A 20,965-nucleotide genomic window follows, 5' to 3' on the forward strand; every position below is an offset into this window, starting at 1 on the left:
TGTGCAGTTGACCAACAAGTGCGACTGTGTGCTCATGGAAATCCGCGATGTACCAGAGAAAGCAACGTTGAGCGAGCGCCTCGCTGATGTGGTCGGTTGGTACGCGAACGAGGGTGGGCCCTCGTATCACCGTGTGCCGAGCGAACTCGTGGCCCACGACTTCTTCGACGGTATCGAACTCAATATCTCGGCGTTCGTGAAGTTCATGGACACCGGAAGGATGCCGACCGCGCACGATCTGAGGCCGGTCACCGAACTGGCGATGGCGCGCCTGGCCAACGGTGCCGGACTCCCCGAGGTGATCGGGTCGTATCAGAAGGTTTCGGCCGACCTGTGGCGACGATTCGTCTCCGACACCGACCCGTCCGAGCGCGACAGCGTGCTCGAGCTGATGCCGAAGGTCACCGAATACATCTTCAACGTAGTCACTCTCATCGCCACCGAGGCCGCGCGGCGGTCGGCCGATCCGCGATCGGAGGCGCGAGAACGAGAGCGAGCCGCCGTCGACGCGCTACTGGCAACCGGTCAGGCCTCCGGTTCGTTGGACATCGATCACCCGAAGTTCGTGATCGCCGTCTTCCATCTGTCCGGATCGCCCGGGCAGAGCACTGCTGTCTCGGCTCTCAAGTCTCGGATCGAGTCGATCGATGATGTTCATCTGCGGTTGGATTCGAAAGGATGGGTGGTGGTGCATTGGTCGGACCGCAGCGAACAGGAGGTCGTCGCCGAGTTTCGGGCAAGACTGGACGACGCGCAGCAGGAATCGCAGGTGCACTGCTGGGCGGGCATCGCGTCTGCGAAGACTGCGAGTGCGGTGCCGGACGCGTACAGAATCGCACGTGGGCTGGCATCGACTGCGTACCGGCTGAATTACCCCGATTTCGTTGCCGATCTCGCACACTCGACCGTCGAGTATCTCGTCGGTGCGTCGGGCCCCGACCTTCCTGCCGTCGCCGACCTGGTCGCGCCGTTGCTCGCCGCGGACCCGATTTTCGAGCAGACGCTGCGAATCTATCTCGACGAAAGCTGCAACCAACTGGCAACCGCCCGTCGAATGCACGTGCACCGAAATTCGGTGACCTACCGGTTGAGCAAGGTCCATGCGTTGACCGGTCTCGATCCGATGACTTTCGTCCAGGCGGCATCGCTGCACGCGGCGTTGATCGCACGCGACCTGTCCTAACCGGTGTTGTCGAATTGCACATACAAATGGTTTGCACGGTCGGTGATTTGCCTCTAGCCCCCTCGATCGGCTCATGTTGCACTGATCACATCGGAGCGCGTCGGGCCATCCGCAATCGGATCGCACAGTTTGCCAGGAGTATGCATCGCGTTCCCGACACTCATCAGCACACAGGGGAACGATGTCAACATTCACACGCGCCGCCACCATCATCGTGGTGGCGGCAGCTCTGGCGCTCGGTACGGCCCCGCTCGCGCAGGCCGATCCGGCTCCGGTCAGCACCGCATTCGACCGTCAGGAAACATTGATCCGCTCGAGCGGCGGCGTCGACGTGTCGTACGTGTCGCTGGCCCTTCCCCTCTCCGCTCCGGGGGTGCCCTATCCCTCGGCGTGCGATCGAGTCGGTTACTGGCGGTATCGGCCGGCGGAGGGGGCCGAGAATTCCTCGGACGCCGACGCGGTCGTGGTGCAGCAACAAGGACTCGGCGCGGGGGCGGTGCACTCAGAACCGGTGGCCCGCAACACCGTGCTGTCTGCGTTGGACCAGGGCAAGCACATCGAATTCTGGTCGCTTGCCCGTCGGGCGGCGTGTCTGGACGAGACGGCCGGGTTCGACGAGGCCCTGCGCACTGGCAACTACCTCGACGCCGTCGACTACTACTTCGGCGACAAGCAGATCGACGGCCAGACGTTTCCGGGATTTCGGCGCGGCGAGGACCTACGGGCCCTCGACGCCATGGGGCTACCACGCGTGGTACGTGATCAGTACGAGGTGATGCTCCACGAGCTGCCCGATCAGAAAGTCCGACAGAGCAAAGCGATCTGCACCGGAATTTCACTCGGCGGGCTCGTGACAGGACTGTTCTCCGACTGGGACTTCGACGGCAATCGCGCCACGACAGCAGACGCCGGGTACAACCAGTGCCAGTCCTTCGCCGCGCAGGACTCGATGATCAGCTCCGACCCTGCAGCGCTGCAGAACACCCCGTTGCTCGGCGGCCTGACAAACCTGGTCACCGGTGCCGCAGCCGGTGTCCTCGATGCCGGCCTTAACACAGGCGTCGTACCTCGAACGTTCGGCGAAGCCCCCGTCCTCGGCACCAAGACCTTCATGCTGCTCAGACTGGCCGGCTTGGCCGCGCACCTGGATCCGAACGGGGAAAGCCGCTTACTGCAACACATTCCGCAGGACGCCGGGCTGGAACTGTCACTGAACTATCTGTTCGCCCGTAGCGCAGCGGAATTCGCCTCCGACGTCGTTGCCCCAGCGGCAATCAGAAGCTACCGGTTCACCAACCAGGCGCTGCTCGGTGTACTCCTCGACAACAACTCGATCAGCTTCTCGTTGTTCCAGATGAGCCTGGGCGCCCTCGGGGGTGGCCCGGTGGAAGAAATGACCTTCCCGATGCCGGGGTCGGTCACGCAAGTCCCCATCTTGGGCTCGTTTCTGGAATTGGCCGCGGGAAAGCAAACCCGTGTCGCCCCCACCGACTCGAATGTGCTTTACACGTGGCGGGACTACCGCGATGTTCGGGATGTGCCCTACACCTCGCCCGACCACGAGGTTACTGACATTACGAAGCTGGCCGAGGTGCTCTCGACCGGTAGCCCGAATGGGTACTGGGAGACGTATTTCCCGCTCGAGCTCCTCAAGGACATTGGCGGGGCATACGGCGGTTCGCGAACGGGCGAGTTGTCGCACCTTGCCACCGCCGGCATGAGCCGTACCAAACCCAACCTGGTGCTGCTCGCCGGTGACAGCCCGATCAGAAAATCCGCCGGCATGTTCTTCCCCGCACCATCGCTCGCGATCGAGCGGCAACTGCCCGGCTACACCCATGCCGACACCATCGGGGCAGCAGAAATTCAGAGCAACGGTGAGCGCGACTACAGCGGGCAGTACCTCGCCGAATTCATTTCTAGTCAGATCGATACCGAGTGAAATCGGCTGCATAGCGACGCTGAACAGGGAGTCTGTATGGAGATGTCAGAAACGACGGCGGTAGTGACAGGTGCGGCATCGGGATTGGGTGCCGCGGTGGCGCGCAGGCTCGCCCGGCACGGAGCTCACGTCCTCGGTCTGGATGTACCGCACTCGATCGAACGCGCCGGAAACACCGCCCCCGAGAACGTCACGTTGGTGGCGGCGGACGTCACGAGCGAGGCAGAGGTGATCGCCGCTCTCGATCTGGTCGATCCGACCCATCCGATCAGAATCGCGGTCAACTGCGCGGGCGTCGGATGGGCCGGCCGCATCGTGTCCAAGCACGGGCCGCACGATCTGGAAATCTTCCGCACGGTGATGACCGTCAACCTCCTCGGCACCTTCAACGTCATGCGACTGGCGGCCGACAGAATGCGAAGGCTCGATCCGGTCGACGAGAACGGACAACGCGGACTGATCGTCAATACCGCGTCCGTGGCGGCATTCGAAGGCCAAGTGGGTCAGGCGGCATATGCTGCCTCCAAGGGCGGGATACACGCGATGACCATCACCGCGGCGCGCGATCTGGCACAGTACGGAATCAGGGTTAACACCATCGCCCCGGGCACCGTCGACACCCCGATGCTGGCGGCGATGGACGCGGGATACCGCGCGGCACTGGCCTCGAGCGTTCCGTTCCCCGCGCGTCTGGGACAGCCGGACGAATTCGCGCAATTGGTGCAGATGTTGGTCGAACACGACTACATCAACGGTGAAACGACCCGAATGGACGGCGCAGTACGGATGGCTCCCCGATAGGGGGCGTTCCGGCTCGACCGCAATCGGTATCTGTCATGTTGATCTTTAGGATGAGGGGGTATCGGCGATGCCCAGCGCGTCGATCAGCAGGCGAGGGCAACTAGTGCCCGACATGGTGCCTGACCTGTTGACGTTGCACCGGGATCGAGTTCGGTGCCTCGACGGATTTTACGACGTCGAGCGTTGGAACGAGGGTGGTGAAGCGCGAACCCACATGCAGCACTGGCTGTTTCGTGCCGCGATCGATACCGGTGCGGTCTCCTGGGACGTCAAGAAGTGGGGTCGGCTCGAGTTCGTCGCCGTGTTTTCGCATCCCAATCAACACGAGCTCGAGTTCGCGATCGTGTACGACATCCGATCCGTACCTCCGGTGCTGTCAAGCGACATCACCGCCTATCCGGCCGGCTATCGCTCGCTGTCACCCGAGGCGATCGCCGCGTTGCCTTCGACGCTGATACCCAAGCCGCCGAGCGAGCTGGCATGGCTGACCTATCTGGTGGGGCGTTTCAACGATTTGCATCGACGTACTGCGACATTGGTGCAGGGGTGGCCTCGATGACGAACCGCTGGCCGCGTACCACTCTGCCCCGCAGGGTCGGAGTTTCTTCGTGCTCAGGGCTGGGCCGGAAGGGTCTCGTCTTCCGCCGGGTGCGGTCTTACTTCTTCAGCTCGGCCAGGAGCATGAATGCCGGTTTCTCCGGGTCGATCTCGACGCCGTTTCGCCGTAGGAATGCCTGCAGGAGCCCTCCGATCAAGTCGGTGAGTTGATCGGAGAACCGGTCGATGTCAGTGGCCCCGTCTTCCTCCTCCAGCCATAGATCGGTCGTGGCCACGATGGCTCCCACCGCCGCTCGGCTGGTGAATTCGACACCGTCGGTCTCGAGGCCGACGGACTTCATCACCGAGGTTGCCACTGCGGCGAAGCGGCGTGCGACGTCTCGGCCGATGTCGAATGCCGCGGACGGATCGTCCTCTGCCGCCGAGCGGGATCGAGCCAGGACACGGAAGACGTTGGGATGTCGGGCGACGACGTCGGAGTATCCGCGGATCGCATGTCGCAGCGATGACGACGGCGCATCGAGAAGGAAATTGAAATCCGACACAGCACGTTCGTACACCTCGTCGGACATGCGCTGACCGAGCGCTGCCAACAGATCGGACTTGTCCGAAAACTGGCGATACAGGCGGGGTTTGGTCGAACCTGCTTCGTGAGCGATGGCGTTCATGCTCGGATTCGGACCATCGGCGTCGATGACTCGAATGGCCGCGTCGACGAATTCCTCGCGGGCACGTGTCTGTCTGGCTGATGCAGATCTCCGAGGCTCGGGCACGGCGGCCAGTGTAGAACGCCCGTCGGTCTCGGCGTGAAGGGCCGATGCTTGACACAGCTGCCCGATCTGCGCCATGGTTACAGCGTAACCCGCGGTAACGTTTTACGTACTAGCGGTTCGGATGACAGAGGAGTCCCGTGTCGACACCATTGCCCCACGGCCGGCCGCGGCAGCAGCTTCACGAGTGGACCGTCGACGTGGCCGGTGCGCAGCTCGCAGTCTTCGAGCAGGGGAATCCGGACGGTCCGACGGTCGTTCTCGTACACGGCTGGCCGGACACCCACCACCTGTGGGATGGCGTCGTGCCGAGTCTGGTGGACTCGTTCAGGGTGATCTCGTACGATACCCGCGGTCACGGACGGTCCACTTGTCGAGGAACTGTCGCGGAGATGCGGATCGAGCAATTGGCAGACGACTTCCTTGCCGTGGTCGACAGCGTTCGTGCCGATCAGCCCGTTCATGTTCTCGCGCACGACTGGGGTTCGGTGCAGGTATGGGACGCCGTGTGCAGGCCCGGAGCCCACCGAAGCATCGCGTCGTTCACATCGATCTCGGGACCGAGCTTGCATCACATGGGTCGGTGGATGCAGTCACGGCTCACTGCACGAACCCCGAAAGCGCTGTGGCAGTGGGCCACTCAAGTCATCTCGGGCATGTACACGCTCTTCTTCATGTCAGGGGTACTGCCGCGGGCGTTCTTCCGCGTGTTCGGAACGCGCTATCTGTGGTCGTTGTTCCTGCGCATCGTCGAACGGATCGACCGCCGAGACATCCACCTGGCCGAGACGCTGACCGACGACATGGTCTCGGGCCTGCGTATATACCGCGCCAACATCTTCCGCACCGTTCTGTTTCCGCACGACCGTTTCACCTCTGTACCGACCCAGTTGCTGATACCCACTCGAGACCCGGCCGTGCGTCCGGCCTCGTTCTCGAACATCGACCAGTGGACCGCCGAGGTCGACATCCGTCGAGTCAAGTCCGGGCACTGGCTTCCCTTCAAGGACCCCGAGCTGGTGGCTTCGGCCGCAACAGCTTTCATCGACAAGCACACAGGAAAGGATTAGCCGTGGACCCCCTCGATCCAGGTGTCGTCTCGCTCACCGCGCGCAACGTCGAATTCGATTGGACAGCGACACCGCTGCATTGGCTTCCCGACGAACCGGTCGCCTCGCACACCATCAGCGCCTTGAACTTACTGCTCCCGGAGGGCGAGAGGTGGTTCTGCTCCACCTACGCCGAAGCTCTCCCGCTGATCGAGGACGAAAGGCTGCGGGAAGATGTCCGCGGCTTCATCGGACAGGAAACGATGCACGCCGAGACCCACAATGTGGTGCTCTACGACTTTCTGGACACCCATGGAATAGATCCCCGCCCGTTTGCCGCGCAGGCCGAATTTCTCATGCGCCGTGTTCTCGGCCCACGCCCCACCGGTTCACCGAAACGTCGACGTCAGCAACTGATCGAACGTATCGCCTTGATCGGGGCCATCGAGCACATGACGGCCTTCCTGGGGGACTACGCACTGAATTCGCAGTGGGACGAGCTGGGCGGCGACCCCACCATGATCGATCTCTATCGATGGCACGGTGCCGAAGAGGTCGAGCACCGCAACGTCGCGCACGACGTCGCGCAATACTTCGGGGTCGGATACTTCCGCCGCAATATCGCCATGATCATCGCGTTCGTCGGATTCTTGGTTCTCATGCTCCGCGGCACGAAGTACATAGTCCGCCAGGACCCAGCGCTGAAGAACATGGGATACCTGCGCATCTACATTGCTTGGACGAAAGCGATGAAGCGCGACGCCTTACCGTCACTTGCCCACATGACCTGGGGGGTAGCGCGATATCTCAAACCCTCCTACTCGCCGGAACACGAAGGCAACACCGCCCAGGCTGTCGCCTACCTCGCATGGTCCCCGGCAGCGCGCGCGGCAGCGCGATGACCAACGCTTTTCCGATTCCCACCGATGCGCCGCCGCATCTGTACGGACGCCGCCGCCGGGATCTGTTTCTCGGTGTCATCTCCACCCTGATGAACGCACACATGGCCGCGGTCGGAATGCTCCGCAGAACGATGCCTGCCGGGCAACCGGTGGACAGAACTCTCGCGGTCGTCGTCAGCAGCCGCAGTGTCGAAGCCCACGACGACAACGTCGTCGCCCTCACCTTCACTCGACCCTCCGGCGAAGCTCTCCCGCCCTGGCGACCCGGTGCCCATATCGATCTCACGCTCCCCTCGGGCCTGCGGCGTCAGTACTCACTGAGCGGAGATCCGGCCGAGGCGGACCGATACCGGATCGCTGTGCGGCGAATACCCGACGGTGGGGGCGGGTCGGTGGAGGTGCACGACGTTCTGGACGTGGGGACCGAGATCGTGATTTCGGAACCGCGGAATGCGTTCGCTTTTGCGGTGCCGGGCTACGGGTCACCGGCCCGGCATCTACATTTCGTCGCAGGTGGTATCGGGATAACCCCCATCCTGCCGATGCTCCGCCTCGCGGACAGCCTCGGCATCAGCTGGTCGATGGTCTACACCGGCCGCAGTACCGACTCGTTGCCGTTCGTAGCGGAGGTGCTCGCATTCGGCGACAAGGTGACCATCCGCACCGACGATGTCGACGGCCTACCGACGTCTGCCGAACTTCTCACCGGCATCCGCCCGTTCGCAGCGATCTATGCCTGTGGACCCGCTCCGATGATCAGTACGTTGCGGATCGGTGCCGACGCCCTCGCCGACTGCGAGTTTCACTACGAAAGATTTTCTGCGCCACCGATTGTCGACGGGCAAGCGTTCACGGTCGAACTCGCCCGGTCCGGTCGAGTCGTCGACGTGCCCGCCGACGTATCCGCACTCGACGCGATCGTTGCGGTGCAACCCGACACCACGTACTCCTGCCGGCAGGGGTTCTGCCGCACCTGCATCGTCGGAGTACTCGGCGGCGAACCGGATCACCGTGACGGCGCTCTGACCGACGCAGAGCGAACCGACCACATGCTGATCTGCGTATCACGCTCACAGGGTGATCGGCTCGTGCTCGACCTCTGATCGCGCCTCGAACAACTCGCCAACGCCCCACCCTCGAAAGGAGCACCACCGATGCACGACTTCGACCTGGTCGTAGAGAACGGGCTGTGGTTCGACGGCACCGGAGCCGAAGGACGGATGCGCAACCTGGGCATCCGCAACGGACTAATCGCCGAGATCTCTGCGGATCCACTACCTGTGGGGAGCGCCACCGAGATCGTCGATGCGAAAGGTAAGTGGGTGATGCCCGGATTCGTCGACGTACACACCCATTACGACGCGGAAGTCCTCGTGAATCCGGCCCTACCGGAGTCGGTGCGGCACGGCGTCACGACCGTGGTCATCGGCAACTGCTCACTCTCGACCGTTTTCTCCAGCCCCGAAGAGTGCGCGGATCTGTTCAGTCGAGTCGAGGCCATCCCGCGCCAGTCCATGCTCGACATTCTCAGCGACCACCGAACGTGGACGAGTCCCTCCGCCTACGTATCGGTCCTGGAATCTCTGCCGCTCGGTCCCAACATCGCGGCGTTCATCGGCCATTCCGATATCCGCACCACGGTGCTGGGCATGGCCAAGGCCACCTCGGATAGGTACCGCCCCTCGCAGATCGAACTCGATGCGATGGGTGAGATGCTCACCGAGAGCCTCGACGCCGGCTTTTTGGGTCTGTCGTCGATGACCAACAAGCTCGACAAGATCGACGGCAAGGAATTCCGATCACGCTCACTGCCCTCGACGTACTCGCGGTGGCGTGAAATGCGTTTCCTCAATCGAATCCTGCGTGATCGTGGCCGCATCCTGCAAAGCGCGCCGACCATCAACTTTCATCCCAACATCGCCGCGTTCTTCGCCGAAAGCTCCGGGTTCGGCGGTCGGCCCAAGCTGAAGACATCACTGCTCTCGGCCGCGGATTCCAAGGCATACCCACCGATCGTCTACTTCATGCTTGCCGCGGCTCCCCTGTTGAACAAGTTCGCCAAGACCGACTTTCGCTGGCAACACCTGCCCGTCCCGTTCACCGTGTACGCCGACGGTATCGACCTCGTCGTGTTCGAGGAGTTCGGTGCCGGTGCCGCTGCATTGCATCTGCAGGACGAAGTCGAACGAAACGAACTACTGGGCGACGAGAACTATCGCCGATGGTTCCGCAAGAACTACGACGACAAACTCAGCCCCCGCATATGGCACCGAAACTTCTACGACGCGGTCATCGTGGCCAGCCCTGATGCAGCCATCGTCGGTAAGACATTCGGGCAACTCGCCGACTCCCGCGGAATTCACCCCGTCGACGCCTACCTCGATCTGGTTGTCCAGTACGGCAAAAAGCTCCGTTGGCGAACAACGATCGCCAATGACCGACCGAAATTCGCCGACAGGCTCGCCCGAAGTTCCGGAGTGCAGATGGGGTTCGGTGACGCCGGAGCGCACCTGCGCAACATGGCGTTCTACAACTATCCGATTCGACTGCTCAAAAGAGTTCACGACACCGGCTTCATGACAGTCGAGCACGCCGTGCACCGACTGACCGGCGAACTGGCCCAGTGGTACGGGATCGATGCCGGCCATCTGCGTCTCGGCGACCGCGCCGACGTGGTGATAATCGACCCGTCAGGCCTGAACGCGAGCGTCGACGGCGTATACGAAGCACCGATCGAACAATTCGGTGGAATCTCTCGCATGGTCAACCGCAACGACGACGCAGTCGACGCCACGGTCATCGCGGGAAGAATTGTGTATCGCCGGGGGCGGTTCACCTCGGACACCGATGGCACCGGACGGTTCCTCAAAGCTGGTTCACCGCCGACCGACACCGCGGGCAGCGATCCAGCAAACCGGGCGCTGCGGCTCACGTCGAAGGTCTAGTACGCGATCAGAAGACCCCGGGTCGATTTGCGAAGTTCCGGAAAGTTCGACTGTCGAACAGATTTCGACAGTGCAGGTCACCCCGCGCCGACGCGGGCGCGCCCGACGTGTGACCCAGCGGGACGGGTGAGAGGTGTAGCCGGAGGGAAATCAATGAGCATCGACGAACCGAAGAACATCGACGAAGCGCTGAGCGCATCGACAGAGTTCGACACTGTGGAGCGTTGGAGGAGATCGAAAATCGACCGCAGACATTCCCTGATCGACGACATACTCGCTGTCGTCCGATCTCACGGCCACGACCCCGGCCTCGATGTCATCGTGAGCGAGATGGGGGTATCGAAGTCGTTGCTGCGAAGGAATTTCGTCGACAGTTCCGATCTGGCCGAAACGGCCCTAGCGCGCTACGTCTCGGTGGAGATCGAACCGCGGATTCGATCAGCCTTGTCGTCGCAGAAGACCGATCACCCAGTGATTCGGGCGGTGACCGGAGCGTATGTCGAGGTATTCACGCATGACCGGCCCGCCTATCTGTTCGTCACAACGCACTCGGCAGCGTCGGGTAGCAAGCTCATCGCCGATACCGACTACCGAATTGCACGGCTGATCACTGCAGCGCTGGGCACGTCTCTCGGCGCGCAGAAAATGAGCACAGCGGGCACCGCTCCGATTGCGTTTGCCATCCTCGGAACTGTGAGGCTCTGCGTTCACTGGTGGGCCACACAAGAACTCGTCACCGCAGATGAACTCGTCGCATGTGTGGCGACAATGTTGGAGGGCGGCATACGCGGGATCACCGCCGACGAAATTTGCGGGATGACCGCCGACGAGATTTGTTGATCCACAGCATGTTTTCGGAAAGCGGCCGACATCTGAAGTCTGAGACAGGTATGTGCGTGCTCGGTCGTGCAGCGGGTACCGCCCTCGACAGCGTCGTCGTCGAACGGTCGCGAGCGCTCGTGACCTATGCCGCGAACGCGGTGCACATCGCGCTGTCTTTGGCACCGCACAGACCGCTCGGCCGCGCGTTGTCACCGGGTGGTTCGATTGACCTGCTCGTGGCGGAGGGGGGCGTTCTCGACCGGATCGGCGGGTCGGCAGATGCGATCGACGTGCTGCTGGGGCCGGATGGTGTTCTGGAGCGACTCGGTGCAACGGGCGGAGCGCTCGAACAGATCTCGGAATTGAACGCGGCAGTGGCTGCCCTGGTCCCGCATCTGGCCGAGTTGGCTCCGAGCATGGCTACCATCGCCGAGTCCTCTGCTCACTTGAGCGCAGCAGTAGCTCGCGTACCCGGGCTGCGGGTCAAGACCACACGTTCTCGTGTCCTACGGGGACCTACATGATCGGGCATCGTTGCGCGAGGGACACATCGAAGACCGCGCCCCGCCTCGTGTGTGCCCTACGTCGATGGGGTGACCCCAGGAGGGCGAATCGATCTGAACAACGCGGACACGTCGGCAGCCATTGCTGCGTTCGCGAGCTCGATCTGCGCGAACGCCCGCAGCTGTCCACGCGCCCGGGCCCACAATCGGTCTCGCTTGAGATGGTCGCGGTCGGCGAAGGTGGCCAACACTATGCCGCGTATGGCGTCCATGGCGAGGTAGACGATGTTGCGCAGGACCCTCCACTGAGCTCCGCCGCCGTTGGGATCGCGGACGCTGAACGCACCGATCACACTCTCCATCATGGCCGGGCCCAGGTCGTCGAGCAGTGGTGCCAGTTCGGGATCCGTCCGGGCCGCCACCCACAATTCCACCGTGGCGACGAACACCGGACCTTTGTGCAGGTCCCAGAGAAGATCGAGCATCTGACCGATCAGGTCCTTCGACATGTCGAACTGGCGCACCTGATCGAGAGCATCTTGGGCTCGCCGAGCAACCAGATGTTCGACGGCGGCCGCGACCAGGTCGGCCTTCGACCCGAAATGATGGATCTGCGCCCCGCGTGTGACCCCGGCTTTTTCCGCGATCCGCGCCGTGCTCATCCCGACGTAACCGAATTCGTCGAGACACTCGATGGTGGCATCGAGTAGTTTTGCGCGCATCGCCGAGCTGCGCTGGGCCTGCGTTCGAGGCCGTGCCGGTGGCGTCGGCGGTAATGCCGAATCTGCGGAGGCCCCGACGGACCCGTTATCGGTCATAGCAATTGAACATCGTCGAGCAGCCAGCCATCATCGCCACGTACCAATCCGATCTGCAGTCGATTGCGGTCCACACGAGGTTCTGGTGTTGCAGTGTTGGTGACCGATTGATCGATGAAGTAGAGCAGAACAGCGGAATCCTCGTCGGCCTCGACCACGCCGGCCTGCACGATCGACGCTGCCGCAGACGCCTTCGCCTGCGTGACTGCATCGCGGAGCACCTCACCGACCTTCGTGTACTCGTCCGCGAACTTCTCGGTCGAGTTCGCGGTCACCTTGGTAATTGTCTCATCGAACGTTCGGTAATCGTACGAGGTCAGATCGAGGGCGTATTGCCGACCGGTCGTCATCGCGGTGTCGCGGGCGTCGAGCTCGCGTGCCGACTGGAAAAACTGGTAACCGAAGTAGGCGCATCCAGCGATCAGTGCGCAGACCAGCACTGCAGCGGCCGCCCGCAGTGTCGCACGGACCCGAGAACGCGGGACCGGAGCAGGCCTGTCCTGCGAAGGCGACTCGTCGGTGGCCGTCTCCTGCGGTGTGGCCGGTTCTGTGTCCGTCCCGGACGCATCGTCGCCGCCTGTGGTCGGCATCGTGTTCTCTCTTTCGATCGTTATGGCGCAACGGATTTCACCCGGTGCCGTTCGCGTACAAGTTCGCTAGGTCTTCTGCGATCGTCGGCGCACTGTCCGCACCTCTCGGGGGAATTCCTCCCGGCGGGACGCACCGGAGATCGCGCTCGAGGGGCCTCGGCTCCGTCTCGTACGGGGTTCGCCTGTCGGTGTCGTAGAAGCATGGAACGCCGAGGGTCGGGACGAGGTCGACCTGGAGCCGGTTGTCCTTGACCGGCGATGCCAACGTGGCCAGCCCGTCCGGCACGGTGGTCAGGAAGCGGTCGATGGCATCGGTTCGAGCCCCGATGATCTGTGCGGGTCCGACGGCCGAGGTCAGCAGTGCGGCGACGCCTGCACTGTTGTCGTTCACGAGGGGAAGTAGTCGATCGAGCAGCACGTCTGGGATGGTGATCAGGTTCGCGCGGATCTGTGTGTCGTTGTCGGCGGCGAGGTCGGTGGCTGTTCGGGCGGCGGAAATGAGCTCGGGAATCGACGCTGTTCCGCTTCCGCTGTCGACGAGCAGCTCCGATGCGTCATCGAGAATCCGCTCGATTTCTTCTCGTCTAGGCGCGATCACTTCGGTCAGATCGCTGACGCTGTCGAGCAGCTCGCCGAGTTCGGTGGCCCGACCGGGGAGACCGACGCCCAGCTCTCGGGTGACCGTGTCCAGGTCTGCCGGGTTCACACTGTCGATCAGCGTCACCAGTCGGGCGAGGACCGAGGAGATCGCCACCGGTGCACCCGTCTGAGCGAGCGGAATGACCCCTCCGTCGGGGAGATACGGCGCAGTGTCCGATTCGGAGAACAGGCGCAGCTTGAGCACCGGGGCTGCTGTGTCCTGTCCGACAGCTGCGGTCGCTGCGGTGGGTATGCGGGTATCGGGCGCAGCAGAGACCTCGATCCGGACCAGTTGCCGGCCCGGGTCCGGTACGACCGAAGTCACCTGACCGATCGGCACACCTCGGTAGTCCACCTCCGACCGCACCGCCAGCCCACCGGCATCTTCGACCTCCACACTGAAGGTGAGGTCGTTGCCCAGTACGCGCAGCCCACCGGTGGCGTCGACGATGTATGACGCACAGGCGAGGGCGAGCACAAGGAAGAGTGCTATGTGCGCCACGATGCGGCGCGTGCTCATCGCGGAGCTTCTTGCGTGGGTGGGGCGGGCGGCAACAAGTCGTCGACCGGGCCGCCGACGATTTGTTCGAGGTCGGCGTTGAGATCTGTGTTGAGGTAGTCGCCGGGTGACGCGTCCGACAGTAACTCCGCAGTACGTCCGAGGCGCTGGTCGAGGCCCTCGACGTCGTCACGGAAGGCGGTCAGCTGGTCTGCGATCGGGCCGAGGTGCGATGTGATGTCGACCAGCTCACCTTCCGAGGTATCGAGGACCGCTCGAGTCGATGCGCTGAGCCTTTCGATTCTCGGTACCAGCTCGGCAAGCGATCCGCGCTGGTCCGACACCAGCGTCAGACCGTCGTCGATCGACGCCAGACGTTGCTGTAGGTCGGTGTTCTGCTGCGTCGTGGTCGCGGCGAACTCTCCCAGCTTGTCGATGGCGCGGCCGATCGAGTCGTGATGGGCCGCAGTGACCGACAGTGCCGAGTTCAGTCGCACGAGAAGGCCTCGGGTGAGCTCGCCCCGGCCGTTGAGGGCAGCGTCCGTTTCGTGCAGAATCGTGCCCAATTGTCCGAGTCCGGCTCCGCCGACGAGCGACCCGATCGAGAGCAACAATTTCTCGACATCGGGTCCGCGGCTGGTGTGGTCGGTATCGAGCGTGTCGCCCTCGACCAGCGTCTCGGCAGAAGAGTCGGTTCCGGGGGTGATCTCGATGAACGCATCGGAAATCGGTGTGGACAACTCGATTCGCGCGGTGGTCCCTGTCTTGAGTTCGACGTCGGTGCGCAGTTGCGTGCGTGCGCTGGCAACCGCGTTGTCCACTTCCAATTCGCTGACGTATCCGATCACGGCCTGACCGATCCGAACCTCGCCGCCGACAGGGAGCAGCGACACGTCGGTGAATCGCATTGTGACCGAGTAAGTCTGCGCATCGTCGTGCGCGATCGGCGACAGGGACTGCAAACTGATCCCGCATGCGGTGGTGAGGCATATCGACGACACCGATGCCGCTGCGGCTGCGAGTTTTCGGAGATCGGCACTCATCCGATGGCCTTTCCCCAGATTTCGGCCAGCAGTGGAGATTCGCCGGGAACGGTGATCGGGTTGTAGAGCCCAGGAGCCGAGCACAACGGTAAGGGCGTCCTATTGCACAGATCTCGAGCCGAAGGATATTGGGACAGCGTGGACGAGAAGTCCAGCCGGACGCGGAGGCGGTTGTCGGGACCGACCGCGTCGGAGACGTTGCCGAGCGCCACCGGCGCGACCTCGAGGAGTTCGGCGAGTTGTGGTCCGCGAGCGTTCAGGTCGGACGCGAGACCTCGAAGCTGTGCCACCGTGTCGGTCATGTCTGCGCCGTGCTCGGAGACGATCGAGCCCAACGACGACATGACGTCGTCGAGTCCGGTGAGCGCTGCGGTGACTGTGCCGCGTTGGCGATCGAGTACCGTCGCCGTCGATTCGACCGAGCGGGCAAGCGAATCGAGCTGGGTTCGATTGTCGGTGACCGCATCGAGCAGTGTCCGCAACCCGTCCACGATCTCGGCAATGTCGTCCGATCCGTTTCCCACGACGGTAGTGGCAGAGGACAAGCTGGCGATGGCGCGTGCGACCGCATCGCCGTTGCCGTCCAACGAGTGCGCGAGAGATCCCACCAACAGACCTGCGGAGGACTGATCGGAGTCCGGCGCAGGTGCAAGAGCCCCGACCAGGTCGTCGACTGCGGTGAGCACTGCGTCCCAGGACATCGGCGAGTGGGTCCTCTCGATCGGAATCGTTGCATCCGGTTCCAGAAGGTGTCCCTCGGTTGCCGGTTCGAGCTCGATATATCGGTCGCTGATGACAGAAGGACTCACCACCCACGCGTTCGTGTCGGCAGCTATCTCGGTGTCGGCTGACACGCTCATCGTGACCTCGATGGAGGAGAGTGCCTGATCGACCGAATCGACCGATCCGACAGGGACACCGAGCACCGTCACGTGAGTTCCCGGCACGATTCCTTCGGCACTGCCGAACTCTGCGTGCAGGTGCACTGTCGGTTCTGGCCACAGCACTACCGTTCCTGCGATCAGTGCGGCCACCGTTGCGGCACCGATCACCGGGATCGGCCACCTCATGCGCATCCCGATCCCAGTCCGAGAAGACACAGCCAGTTGTCCGGGACGAGACCGGTGGGCGAATTCAGATCGAGGAACTTACCGTTCCCCGTTGCATTGGCAAGGTATCGGGCGGTGGGTCCGAAGTCATCGACCAGGCGAGTCAGCGAGTCGCGGGAACTCTCCAGGAGAGCGGACACCGACCGGATCCGAGGCAGTAGCGAATCGATGGTCTCGCGGTTGTCCGCCAGATAGCGCGAAAGAACGTCCGTCAGGGCAGCCAGCTCGTCGATGATCGACGAAATCGCGTCGCGACGGTCTGCGACCGTCGCGGCCACTATGTTCGCGTCACCGACCAGTGCGATGAGCAGATCGCTCTGGTCGACCAGGGTGGATGTGGTCTGTTGCGCGCTGGCGAGCAGTCGATCGACGTCGGTGGCGTTGCGGTTGACGGTGTCGGCTATGTCGGTGAGTCCGGTCAGCGCGCCGCCGAGGAGTTCCCGGTCCTGTGGAGCTGCCGCTGCCAGCGTGTCGACCATCGTCCGTAGTCGACCCAGATCGACCTCGGTGGCGGTCGTTGCCACCGACCGGCCGATGTCATCGATCGTGAATGCCGTGGTGGTGTTGGCCAGCGGAATCGTGTCCCCTGACTGTAATTGTCCCGTTCCGGAAGGCTCGATGCTCAGAGCCCGCCTCCCGAGCAGAGTCAGAATCTCGACCGTGGCACGGGTATCGACGCCGGCCACTGTCTTCCTGTCGAGCTGGAAAGCGACATCGACGTGTGTTCCGTCCAATACGAGCTCGGTGACGGTGCCTCGGGGAACTCCTGCCACCAACACCGGGTCCCCCACCTGCATTCCGCCTACGTTGGCGATTTCGGCGTCGAGAGTGACGGCTCGAAAGTCGTCGACGAGTTTCGGAATCACCAACGCCCCGACCAGAATCAGGAGAGCCAGGCCGATCGCAGCGGGCCCGACCCATTTGCTACCGGGCTCTTTCCATCTCATCGGCACACCTGCGATCTGGTGGACGTGGTCGGGGCCAATTCGACTCCGAATGCGGACAGTGAAAGGTTGCAGAAATAAAGGTTGAGCCACCCGCCGTAGCTGGTCAACGCGCCCAATTCCGCGAGGACCCCGTCGAGGTGATCGACGAGACCGACCAGGGCATCCTGCTTGTCGATGATGGCTCCGGTGGCGCCGTCGAGTGAGCGTGTCGTCTCCGCGAGGTCGGGCGAGAGCCCTTGAACCAGGGCATTGGTCGACGACGACAACCCCTCGATCGAGTCCAGTCCTGATGTCAGCAGGTCTCGGTTGCGCTCGAGTCCGTCCATCACGCTGGCGAGGGTGTCGACGATGTGTGTCACTCGAGGGCTCTGGGCTGCAATGTCACCGAGTACTGCAGCGAGGTCGGTGACGAGTTGGTCGATGATCTGCGACCGTTGTCCGATACTGTCCGCGATCGTGATCGTGGACAGCAGCAGGGAATCGATGGATGTGTTCTGGCCCTCGAACACGTCGATGATCTCACCTGCGACCCTGTTGACAACGGCGGGGTCCAGGGCGTCGAACAGGGGCCGGAACCCTCCGAGCACCGCGGACAGATCGACCGAGGGGATGGTTCGTTCGATCGGGATGAGCGCTTGGGCAGGCAGCGCGGGATCGGTATTCGTGGTGGGGATCAAGGTCAGGTTTCGGGCACCGAGCAGATCGGCGTAGCGAATCGCAGCAGTGGTGTCGGCCGGTAATCTCTGAGTGTCCGACACCTCGAATGTGACGAGCGCGTCGTGTTGGTCGGTGACGTCGATGTCGGTGACCTTCCCGGTTCGTACTCCTGCGATTCGGACGTCGCTTCCGGTCACGAGCCCTGTGACATCGCTGAATCGGGCGTGATAGGTGACGGTACGTCCCGCTACGGGGTCGGTGATCGTATTGGCAACGACCACCGTGCTCAGACCGGCGACCATGACGAACACGGCCAGTTTGGTTGCATCGGACCGGATACTCATCGCACGGTCACCGAGGTTCCTCGCAGGATTGGGCCGGCCAGTAGATCGGCCGCGCCACCGGGAACGCCGAACAGGGCACCGAGAACCTGGGATTCCTGGTCGCTGCCGACCGGCCCTACTGTGCCGGAGTAAGGAAACGGAGATTGCACGGTGATGCCGGCATCGATGGCGAAGTACCCGGATTCGAGAACAGGAGGAAGGCCGATGCTCAACGCTTCGATACCGCCGAAGAATGCGGTGAGCCGAGCGGGCCTGTTGTCGACCACTCCGAGCGTCGCGGACGCGTTGTCGACAACGGTGATGATTCGATCTCGATTGTCGTCGAACAGTGCGCCGAGGGTATCGGACGTGATGGCGGCACCAGCGAGGAGGCGGATCACCGACTGGCGTTGCTCGCTCAGCGTGCTACCCACGATCGCTGTGTTGCGCACGATGTCCACGGCGTCGAGAGCGAGAGCGGCGAGGGCAGCATTGGCATTGGCGGCGTCGTCGATGGTGGCACCTAGGCCGGATTCGGTCGGTATGCTGCCGATCAGCTCCGAGACCCCTTCGAGGGTGTCCCCGATTTGGTGGCCGCGCCCTCGCAAAGTCTGAGCGAGGGTGTCGAGTGTTGCGTTCACTGCACCCGGGTCGACGGCGGAAAGAGTGTCGTCGATCCGGTCGAGTGCTCCGTAGAGTTGGGCATTTTCCGACGAATCGTCGTGTGGGAGCACTGCTCCTGCGGTCAGATGTTCGGTGGTGTGCCGGTCTGACGGCACGAACTCGACGATGACGCTTCCGAACACGGTGCTGGGGACCAACCGAACGCGTACGTCGGCGGGGACGGTGTCCATGAGGGCGGGGTCGAGTGCGAGAGTGACGGTGGCTGCGGCCGGTTCGGCATCGATGCCCTCGACGGTGCCGATCTGGACGCCGCGATATCGCACCGACGAGCCGGGATCGAGTGCGCCGGCGCTGGCGGGGACGACGACGGTCACTGCGGCAGTGCTGCCGTAGCCGCTTCCCCCGCGGGCGATGAACCCGCTGTATGCGGCACCGAGAACGATCACCGTCAGCAATCCGATGACGATGCGGCCGCCTTCGCGTTGGTGCCATGATGGTCGGCGTGGATAGGTGATCATGTCGACAACCCCGGCAACTGTGGACTGATGCCCCATATTCCGATCGAAAGCACCACGTCGGTGAAGGCGATGAAGACGATCGATGTTCGGAGCGCTCGTCCGGCCGCCCTGCCCACTCCCTCGGGTCCACCTGTTGCGGTATAGCCGTAATAGCAGTGCACCGCTGTGACGCCGAGGGCGAATATGACCGTCTTGACGATGGACAGCGCTACATCGCCGGGGGCGATGAACAGCGAGAAGTAGTAGTCGTACGTACCGCTCGATTGACCGTTGAGGTATTGGACCGCGACGGCGGTAGAGACGAATGCGCCGAACAGTCCGACAAGATAGAGCGGAACGATGGCCGCGATTGCGGCGGCCATGCGGGTGGAGACGAGGTAGCGCCTGGACTCGATTCCCATCACTTCGAGCGCGGAGATCTCTTCCGAGATGCGCATGGCTCCCAGTTGGGCAGTGAAGCCGGTTCCTACCTTGGCCGCCAGGGTGATCGCGGCGACGATGGGGGCGACTTCCCGAGTGTTCGCCACTGCGGACAGCGCGCCGGAAAGCGGTGCGAGACCGACCAATTCGAGACCTCGATACCCCTCCAGCCCGGTTTGGGTGCCGACGAAGAACGCAATCGCGACGATGACGCCGACACTTCCCCCGCCGGCCAATATGCTGCCGCTGCCGAATCCGATCTCGGAGACCAGGCGCAGCACCTCTCTGCCGTATCGGGTGAGTGCCGCCGGTATCGACGCGACCGAGCGTACGACGAAGACCGAGCCGGCCCCCACTCCCGACAACGAGCGCGAAATCCGATGTGCCCGCGATCGGACGCGCGCCACGGTAGGCAGGTGCATCAGTAGGTGCCCCGATCCGGTAGCACCGTCGCAGCGAATTGACTCAGAGCAAGGTTGGCCAAGAAGACGAGCACGAACGACATCACCACCGCCTCGTTGACGGCATTTCCTACCCCCTGAGCGCCTCTTTCGGTCAGCAGTCCTTTGTAGGAGGCGACCACGGCCGATATCACCGCGAAAGAAGCGGCCTTGAGTGCAGCGACGGCGAGATCGCTCGACTGCGAGAACGTCACGAGGTTGCGGAGAAAACTCTCGGCATTGCCCTGTTGTACATAGACATGGACCAGCAAGCACGCGCCGATGCCGACCACCATGACGATGGAGTTCAGAAGCACGGTCACGATTACCGCCGCGATGATACGAGGAACGACCAGCCGTTCGAGCACGTCGATCCCCAGCACCTCGAGCGCGTCGATCTCCTCTCGAATTGTCCTCGCCCCCAGATCAGCGCATATCGCCGAACCACCTACGCCGGCGATGATCAAGGCGCAGACCAACGGTGCGGCCTGCCCGATGATGAGAAACGCGACCACGGCACCGCTGTAGGAGCCAGCGCCGATCCGGCCGGCCAACGAGCCGACCTGCAGAGCAACCGCCACCCCCAGCGGAATCATCACAAGAGCAGCAGAGACCGTGGTGACGTTCGCCAGGAACCACATCTGGCGTACACATTCCTGCCAGTGCACTCGCCGACGACGAACACTCGACCACAACGCGATGGACACGGCGATCGAGAACCGAACCATCTGGGCCGCCTCTGCAGAAATAGACCGGGCCACCGTCTTCTGCCCCACCATCCACCCCCTGCTGTCGACCATGAGACCTTCACCACAAATAAGATACCACTCTGAACGCAACTGTTGCGCTGAACCTGACGGAGG

At 63.0% G+C, this 20,965-nt stretch carries 21 protein-coding genes; 10 read left to right on the forward strand and 11 right to left on the reverse strand.

The window, feature by feature from the left end; genetic code table 11:
- Nucleotides 1-34: 34 nt before the first annotated feature.
- From NY08_RS10470 to NY08_RS10485, 4 genes are all read left to right on the forward strand, one after another.
- Nucleotides 35-1,183 (forward strand): PucR family transcriptional regulator, encoded by a 1,149-nt coding sequence (locus tag NY08_RS10470; protein ID WP_144407342.1) that lies wholly within the window; start codon nt 35-37, stop codon nt 1,181-1,183.
- Nucleotides 1,184-1,364: 181 nt separating this feature from the next.
- Nucleotides 1,365-3,125, forward strand: coding sequence for a hypothetical protein (locus NY08_RS10475; RefSeq protein WP_045196253.1), 1,761 nt, complete (start codon nt 1,365-1,367; stop codon nt 3,123-3,125).
- 36 nt (nt 3,126-3,161) lie between these two features.
- Entirely contained in the window at nt 3,162-3,926 is a 765-nt protein-coding gene (locus tag NY08_RS10480; protein ID WP_045196255.1) for an SDR family NAD(P)-dependent oxidoreductase, read from the forward strand.
- Between the two features lie 112 nt (nt 3,927-4,038).
- Nucleotides 4,039-4,485: a hypothetical protein gene (locus NY08_RS10485; protein ID WP_144407343.1), complete on the forward strand. Its 447-nt coding sequence runs from the start codon at nt 4,039-4,041 to the stop codon at nt 4,483-4,485.
- 97 nt (nt 4,486-4,582) lie between these two features.
- On the opposite strand, the gene NY08_RS10490 is transcribed toward NY08_RS10485, so the two are convergent.
- A complete protein-coding gene (locus tag NY08_RS10490; RefSeq protein WP_045200142.1) occupies nt 4,583-5,257 on the reverse strand; it encodes a TetR/AcrR family transcriptional regulator in 675 nt (224 codons plus the stop codon).
- Between the two features lie 137 nt (nt 5,258-5,394).
- Between NY08_RS10490 and NY08_RS10495 the strand changes: the two genes are divergently transcribed.
- The 6 genes from NY08_RS10495 to NY08_RS10520 all read left to right on the forward strand — a co-directional run bounded on the left by NY08_RS10495 (nt 5,395) and on the right by NY08_RS10520 (nt 11,496).
- On the forward strand, nt 5,395-6,324 hold the full coding sequence (locus NY08_RS10495) for an alpha/beta fold hydrolase (RefSeq protein WP_235387159.1): 930 nt from the start codon (nt 5,395-5,397) through the stop codon (nt 6,322-6,324).
- Nucleotides 6,325-6,326: 2 nt separating this feature from the next.
- Nucleotides 6,327-7,205: a metal-dependent hydrolase gene (locus NY08_RS10500; RefSeq protein WP_045196259.1), complete on the forward strand. Its 879-nt coding sequence runs from the start codon at nt 6,327-6,329 to the stop codon at nt 7,203-7,205.
- Nucleotides 7,202-8,308 carry a PDR/VanB family oxidoreductase gene (locus NY08_RS10505; RefSeq protein ID WP_045200145.1) on the forward strand — a complete coding sequence of 369 codons (1,107 nt, stop codon included), beginning with the start codon at nt 7,202-7,204 and terminating at the stop codon, nt 8,306-8,308. Before NY08_RS10500 ends, NY08_RS10505 begins: the two co-directional genes overlap by 4 nt.
- Before the next feature lie 51 nt (nt 8,309-8,359).
- The gene (locus NY08_RS10510) at nt 8,360-10,150 is read left to right on the forward strand and encodes an N-acyl-D-amino-acid deacylase family protein (protein ID WP_045196261.1); all 1,791 of its coding nucleotides are present in this window, start codon (nt 8,360-8,362) and stop codon (nt 10,148-10,150) included.
- A gap of 153 nt (nt 10,151-10,303) precedes the next feature.
- On the forward strand, nt 10,304-10,990 hold the full coding sequence (locus NY08_RS10515) for a TetR/AcrR family transcriptional regulator (RefSeq protein ID WP_045196263.1): 687 nt from the start codon (nt 10,304-10,306) through the stop codon (nt 10,988-10,990).
- A 56-nt stretch (nt 10,991-11,046) separates the two neighbouring features.
- Nucleotides 11,047-11,496 carry a hypothetical protein gene (locus tag NY08_RS10520; RefSeq protein ID WP_144407344.1) on the forward strand — a complete coding sequence of 150 codons (450 nt, stop codon included), beginning with the start codon at nt 11,047-11,049 and terminating at the stop codon, nt 11,494-11,496.
- 56 nt (nt 11,497-11,552) lie between these two features.
- Here NY08_RS10520 and NY08_RS10525 read toward each other — a convergent pair whose 3' ends face one another.
- The 10 genes from NY08_RS10525 to NY08_RS10570 are packed head-to-tail and all read right to left on the reverse strand — an operon-like array spanning nt 11,553 to nt 20,881.
- The gene (locus NY08_RS10525) at nt 11,553-12,293 is read right to left on the reverse strand and encodes a TetR/AcrR family transcriptional regulator (RefSeq protein WP_082073758.1); all 741 of its coding nucleotides are present in this window, start codon (nt 12,291-12,293) and stop codon (nt 11,553-11,555) included.
- Nucleotides 12,290-12,883 (reverse strand): hypothetical protein, encoded by a 594-nt coding sequence (locus NY08_RS10530; protein WP_052683750.1) that lies wholly within the window; start codon nt 12,881-12,883, stop codon nt 12,290-12,292. Before NY08_RS10530 ends, NY08_RS10525 begins: the two co-directional genes overlap by 4 nt.
- A 37-nt stretch (nt 12,884-12,920) precedes the next feature.
- Nucleotides 12,921-14,042 (reverse strand): MlaD family protein, encoded by a 1,122-nt coding sequence (locus NY08_RS10535; RefSeq protein ID WP_082073759.1) that lies wholly within the window; start codon nt 14,040-14,042, stop codon nt 12,921-12,923.
- Nucleotides 14,039-15,064, reverse strand: coding sequence for an MCE family protein (locus tag NY08_RS10540; protein ID WP_045196269.1), 1,026 nt, complete (start codon nt 15,062-15,064; stop codon nt 14,039-14,041). Before NY08_RS10540 ends, NY08_RS10535 begins: the two co-directional genes overlap by 4 nt.
- On the reverse strand, nt 15,061-16,134 hold the full coding sequence (locus tag NY08_RS10545; protein ID WP_045200149.1) for an MCE family protein: 1,074 nt from the start codon (nt 16,132-16,134) through the stop codon (nt 15,061-15,063). Before NY08_RS10545 ends, NY08_RS10540 begins: the two co-directional genes overlap by 4 nt.
- Nucleotides 16,131-17,120, reverse strand: a complete 990-nt coding sequence (locus NY08_RS10550) for an MCE family protein (RefSeq protein ID WP_045200151.1) — start codon at nt 17,118-17,120, stop codon at nt 16,131-16,133. The genes NY08_RS10545 and NY08_RS10550 overlap by 4 nt, the downstream gene beginning before the upstream one ends.
- Entirely contained in the window at nt 17,117-18,121 is a 1,005-nt protein-coding gene (locus NY08_RS10555) for an MCE family protein (protein WP_045196271.1), read from the reverse strand. The genes NY08_RS10550 and NY08_RS10555 overlap by 4 nt, the downstream gene beginning before the upstream one ends.
- Entirely contained in the window at nt 18,118-19,242 is a 1,125-nt protein-coding gene (locus tag NY08_RS10560) for an MCE family protein (protein ID WP_045196273.1), read from the reverse strand. The genes NY08_RS10555 and NY08_RS10560 overlap by 4 nt, the downstream gene beginning before the upstream one ends.
- The gene (locus NY08_RS10565; protein ID WP_045196275.1) at nt 19,239-20,084 is read right to left on the reverse strand and encodes an ABC transporter permease; all 846 of its coding nucleotides are present in this window, start codon (nt 20,082-20,084) and stop codon (nt 19,239-19,241) included. The genes NY08_RS10560 and NY08_RS10565 overlap by 4 nt, the downstream gene beginning before the upstream one ends.
- Nucleotides 20,084-20,881 (reverse strand): MlaE family ABC transporter permease, encoded by a 798-nt coding sequence (locus NY08_RS10570; RefSeq protein ID WP_045196277.1) that lies wholly within the window; start codon nt 20,879-20,881, stop codon nt 20,084-20,086. Before NY08_RS10570 ends, NY08_RS10565 begins: the two co-directional genes overlap by 1 nt.
- Nucleotides 20,882-20,965: the final 84 nt, after the last annotated feature.

This window comes from Rhodococcus sp. B7740 (assembly GCF_000954115.1).
GTDB lineage: Bacteria > Actinomycetota > Actinomycetes > Mycobacteriales > Mycobacteriaceae > Rhodococcoides.

Excerpts from the sequence above, each read along its gene's own strand:
- NY08_RS10470 (WP_144407342.1), top strand. The coding sequence starts at position 35 with ATGGAAATCCGCGATGTACCAGAGAAAGCAACGTTGAGCGAGCGCCTC.
- NY08_RS10475 (WP_045196253.1), top strand. The coding sequence starts at position 1,365 with ATGTCAACATTCACACGCGCCGCCACCATCATCGTGGTGGCGGCAGCT.
- NY08_RS10480 (WP_045196255.1), top strand. The coding sequence starts at position 3,162 with ATGGAGATGTCAGAAACGACGGCGGTAGTGACAGGTGCGGCATCGGGA.
- NY08_RS10485 (WP_144407343.1), top strand. The coding sequence starts at position 4,039 with ATGGTGCCTGACCTGTTGACGTTGCACCGGGATCGAGTTCGGTGCCTC.
- NY08_RS10505 (WP_045200145.1), top strand. The coding sequence starts at position 7,202 with ATGACCAACGCTTTTCCGATTCCCACCGATGCGCCGCCGCATCTGTAC.
- NY08_RS10510 (WP_045196261.1), top strand. The coding sequence starts at position 8,360 with ATGCACGACTTCGACCTGGTCGTAGAGAACGGGCTGTGGTTCGACGGC.
- NY08_RS10515 (WP_045196263.1), top strand. The coding sequence starts at position 10,304 with ATGAGCATCGACGAACCGAAGAACATCGACGAAGCGCTGAGCGCATCG.
- NY08_RS10525 (WP_082073758.1), bottom strand. The coding sequence starts at position 12,293 with ATGACCGATAACGGGTCCGTCGGGGCCTCCGCAGATTCGGCATTACCG.
- NY08_RS10530 (WP_052683750.1), bottom strand. The coding sequence starts at position 12,883 with ATGCCGACCACAGGCGGCGACGATGCGTCCGGGACGGACACAGAACCG.
- NY08_RS10535 (WP_082073759.1), bottom strand. The coding sequence starts at position 14,042 with ATGAGCACGCGCCGCATCGTGGCGCACATAGCACTCTTCCTTGTGCTC.
- NY08_RS10540 (WP_045196269.1), bottom strand. The coding sequence starts at position 15,064 with ATGAGTGCCGATCTCCGAAAACTCGCAGCCGCAGCGGCATCGGTGTCG.
- NY08_RS10545 (WP_045200149.1), bottom strand. The coding sequence starts at position 16,134 with ATGAGGTGGCCGATCCCGGTGATCGGTGCCGCAACGGTGGCCGCACTG.
- NY08_RS10550 (WP_045200151.1), bottom strand. The coding sequence starts at position 17,120 with ATGAGATGGAAAGAGCCCGGTAGCAAATGGGTCGGGCCCGCTGCGATC.
- NY08_RS10555 (WP_045196271.1), bottom strand. The coding sequence starts at position 18,121 with ATGAGTATCCGGTCCGATGCAACCAAACTGGCCGTGTTCGTCATGGTC.
- NY08_RS10560 (WP_045196273.1), bottom strand. The coding sequence starts at position 19,242 with ATGATCACCTATCCACGCCGACCATCATGGCACCAACGCGAAGGCGGC.
- NY08_RS10565 (WP_045196275.1), bottom strand. The coding sequence starts at position 20,084 with ATGCACCTGCCTACCGTGGCGCGCGTCCGATCGCGGGCACATCGGATT.
- NY08_RS10570 (WP_045196277.1), bottom strand. The coding sequence starts at position 20,881 with ATGGTGGGGCAGAAGACGGTGGCCCGGTCTATTTCTGCAGAGGCGGCC.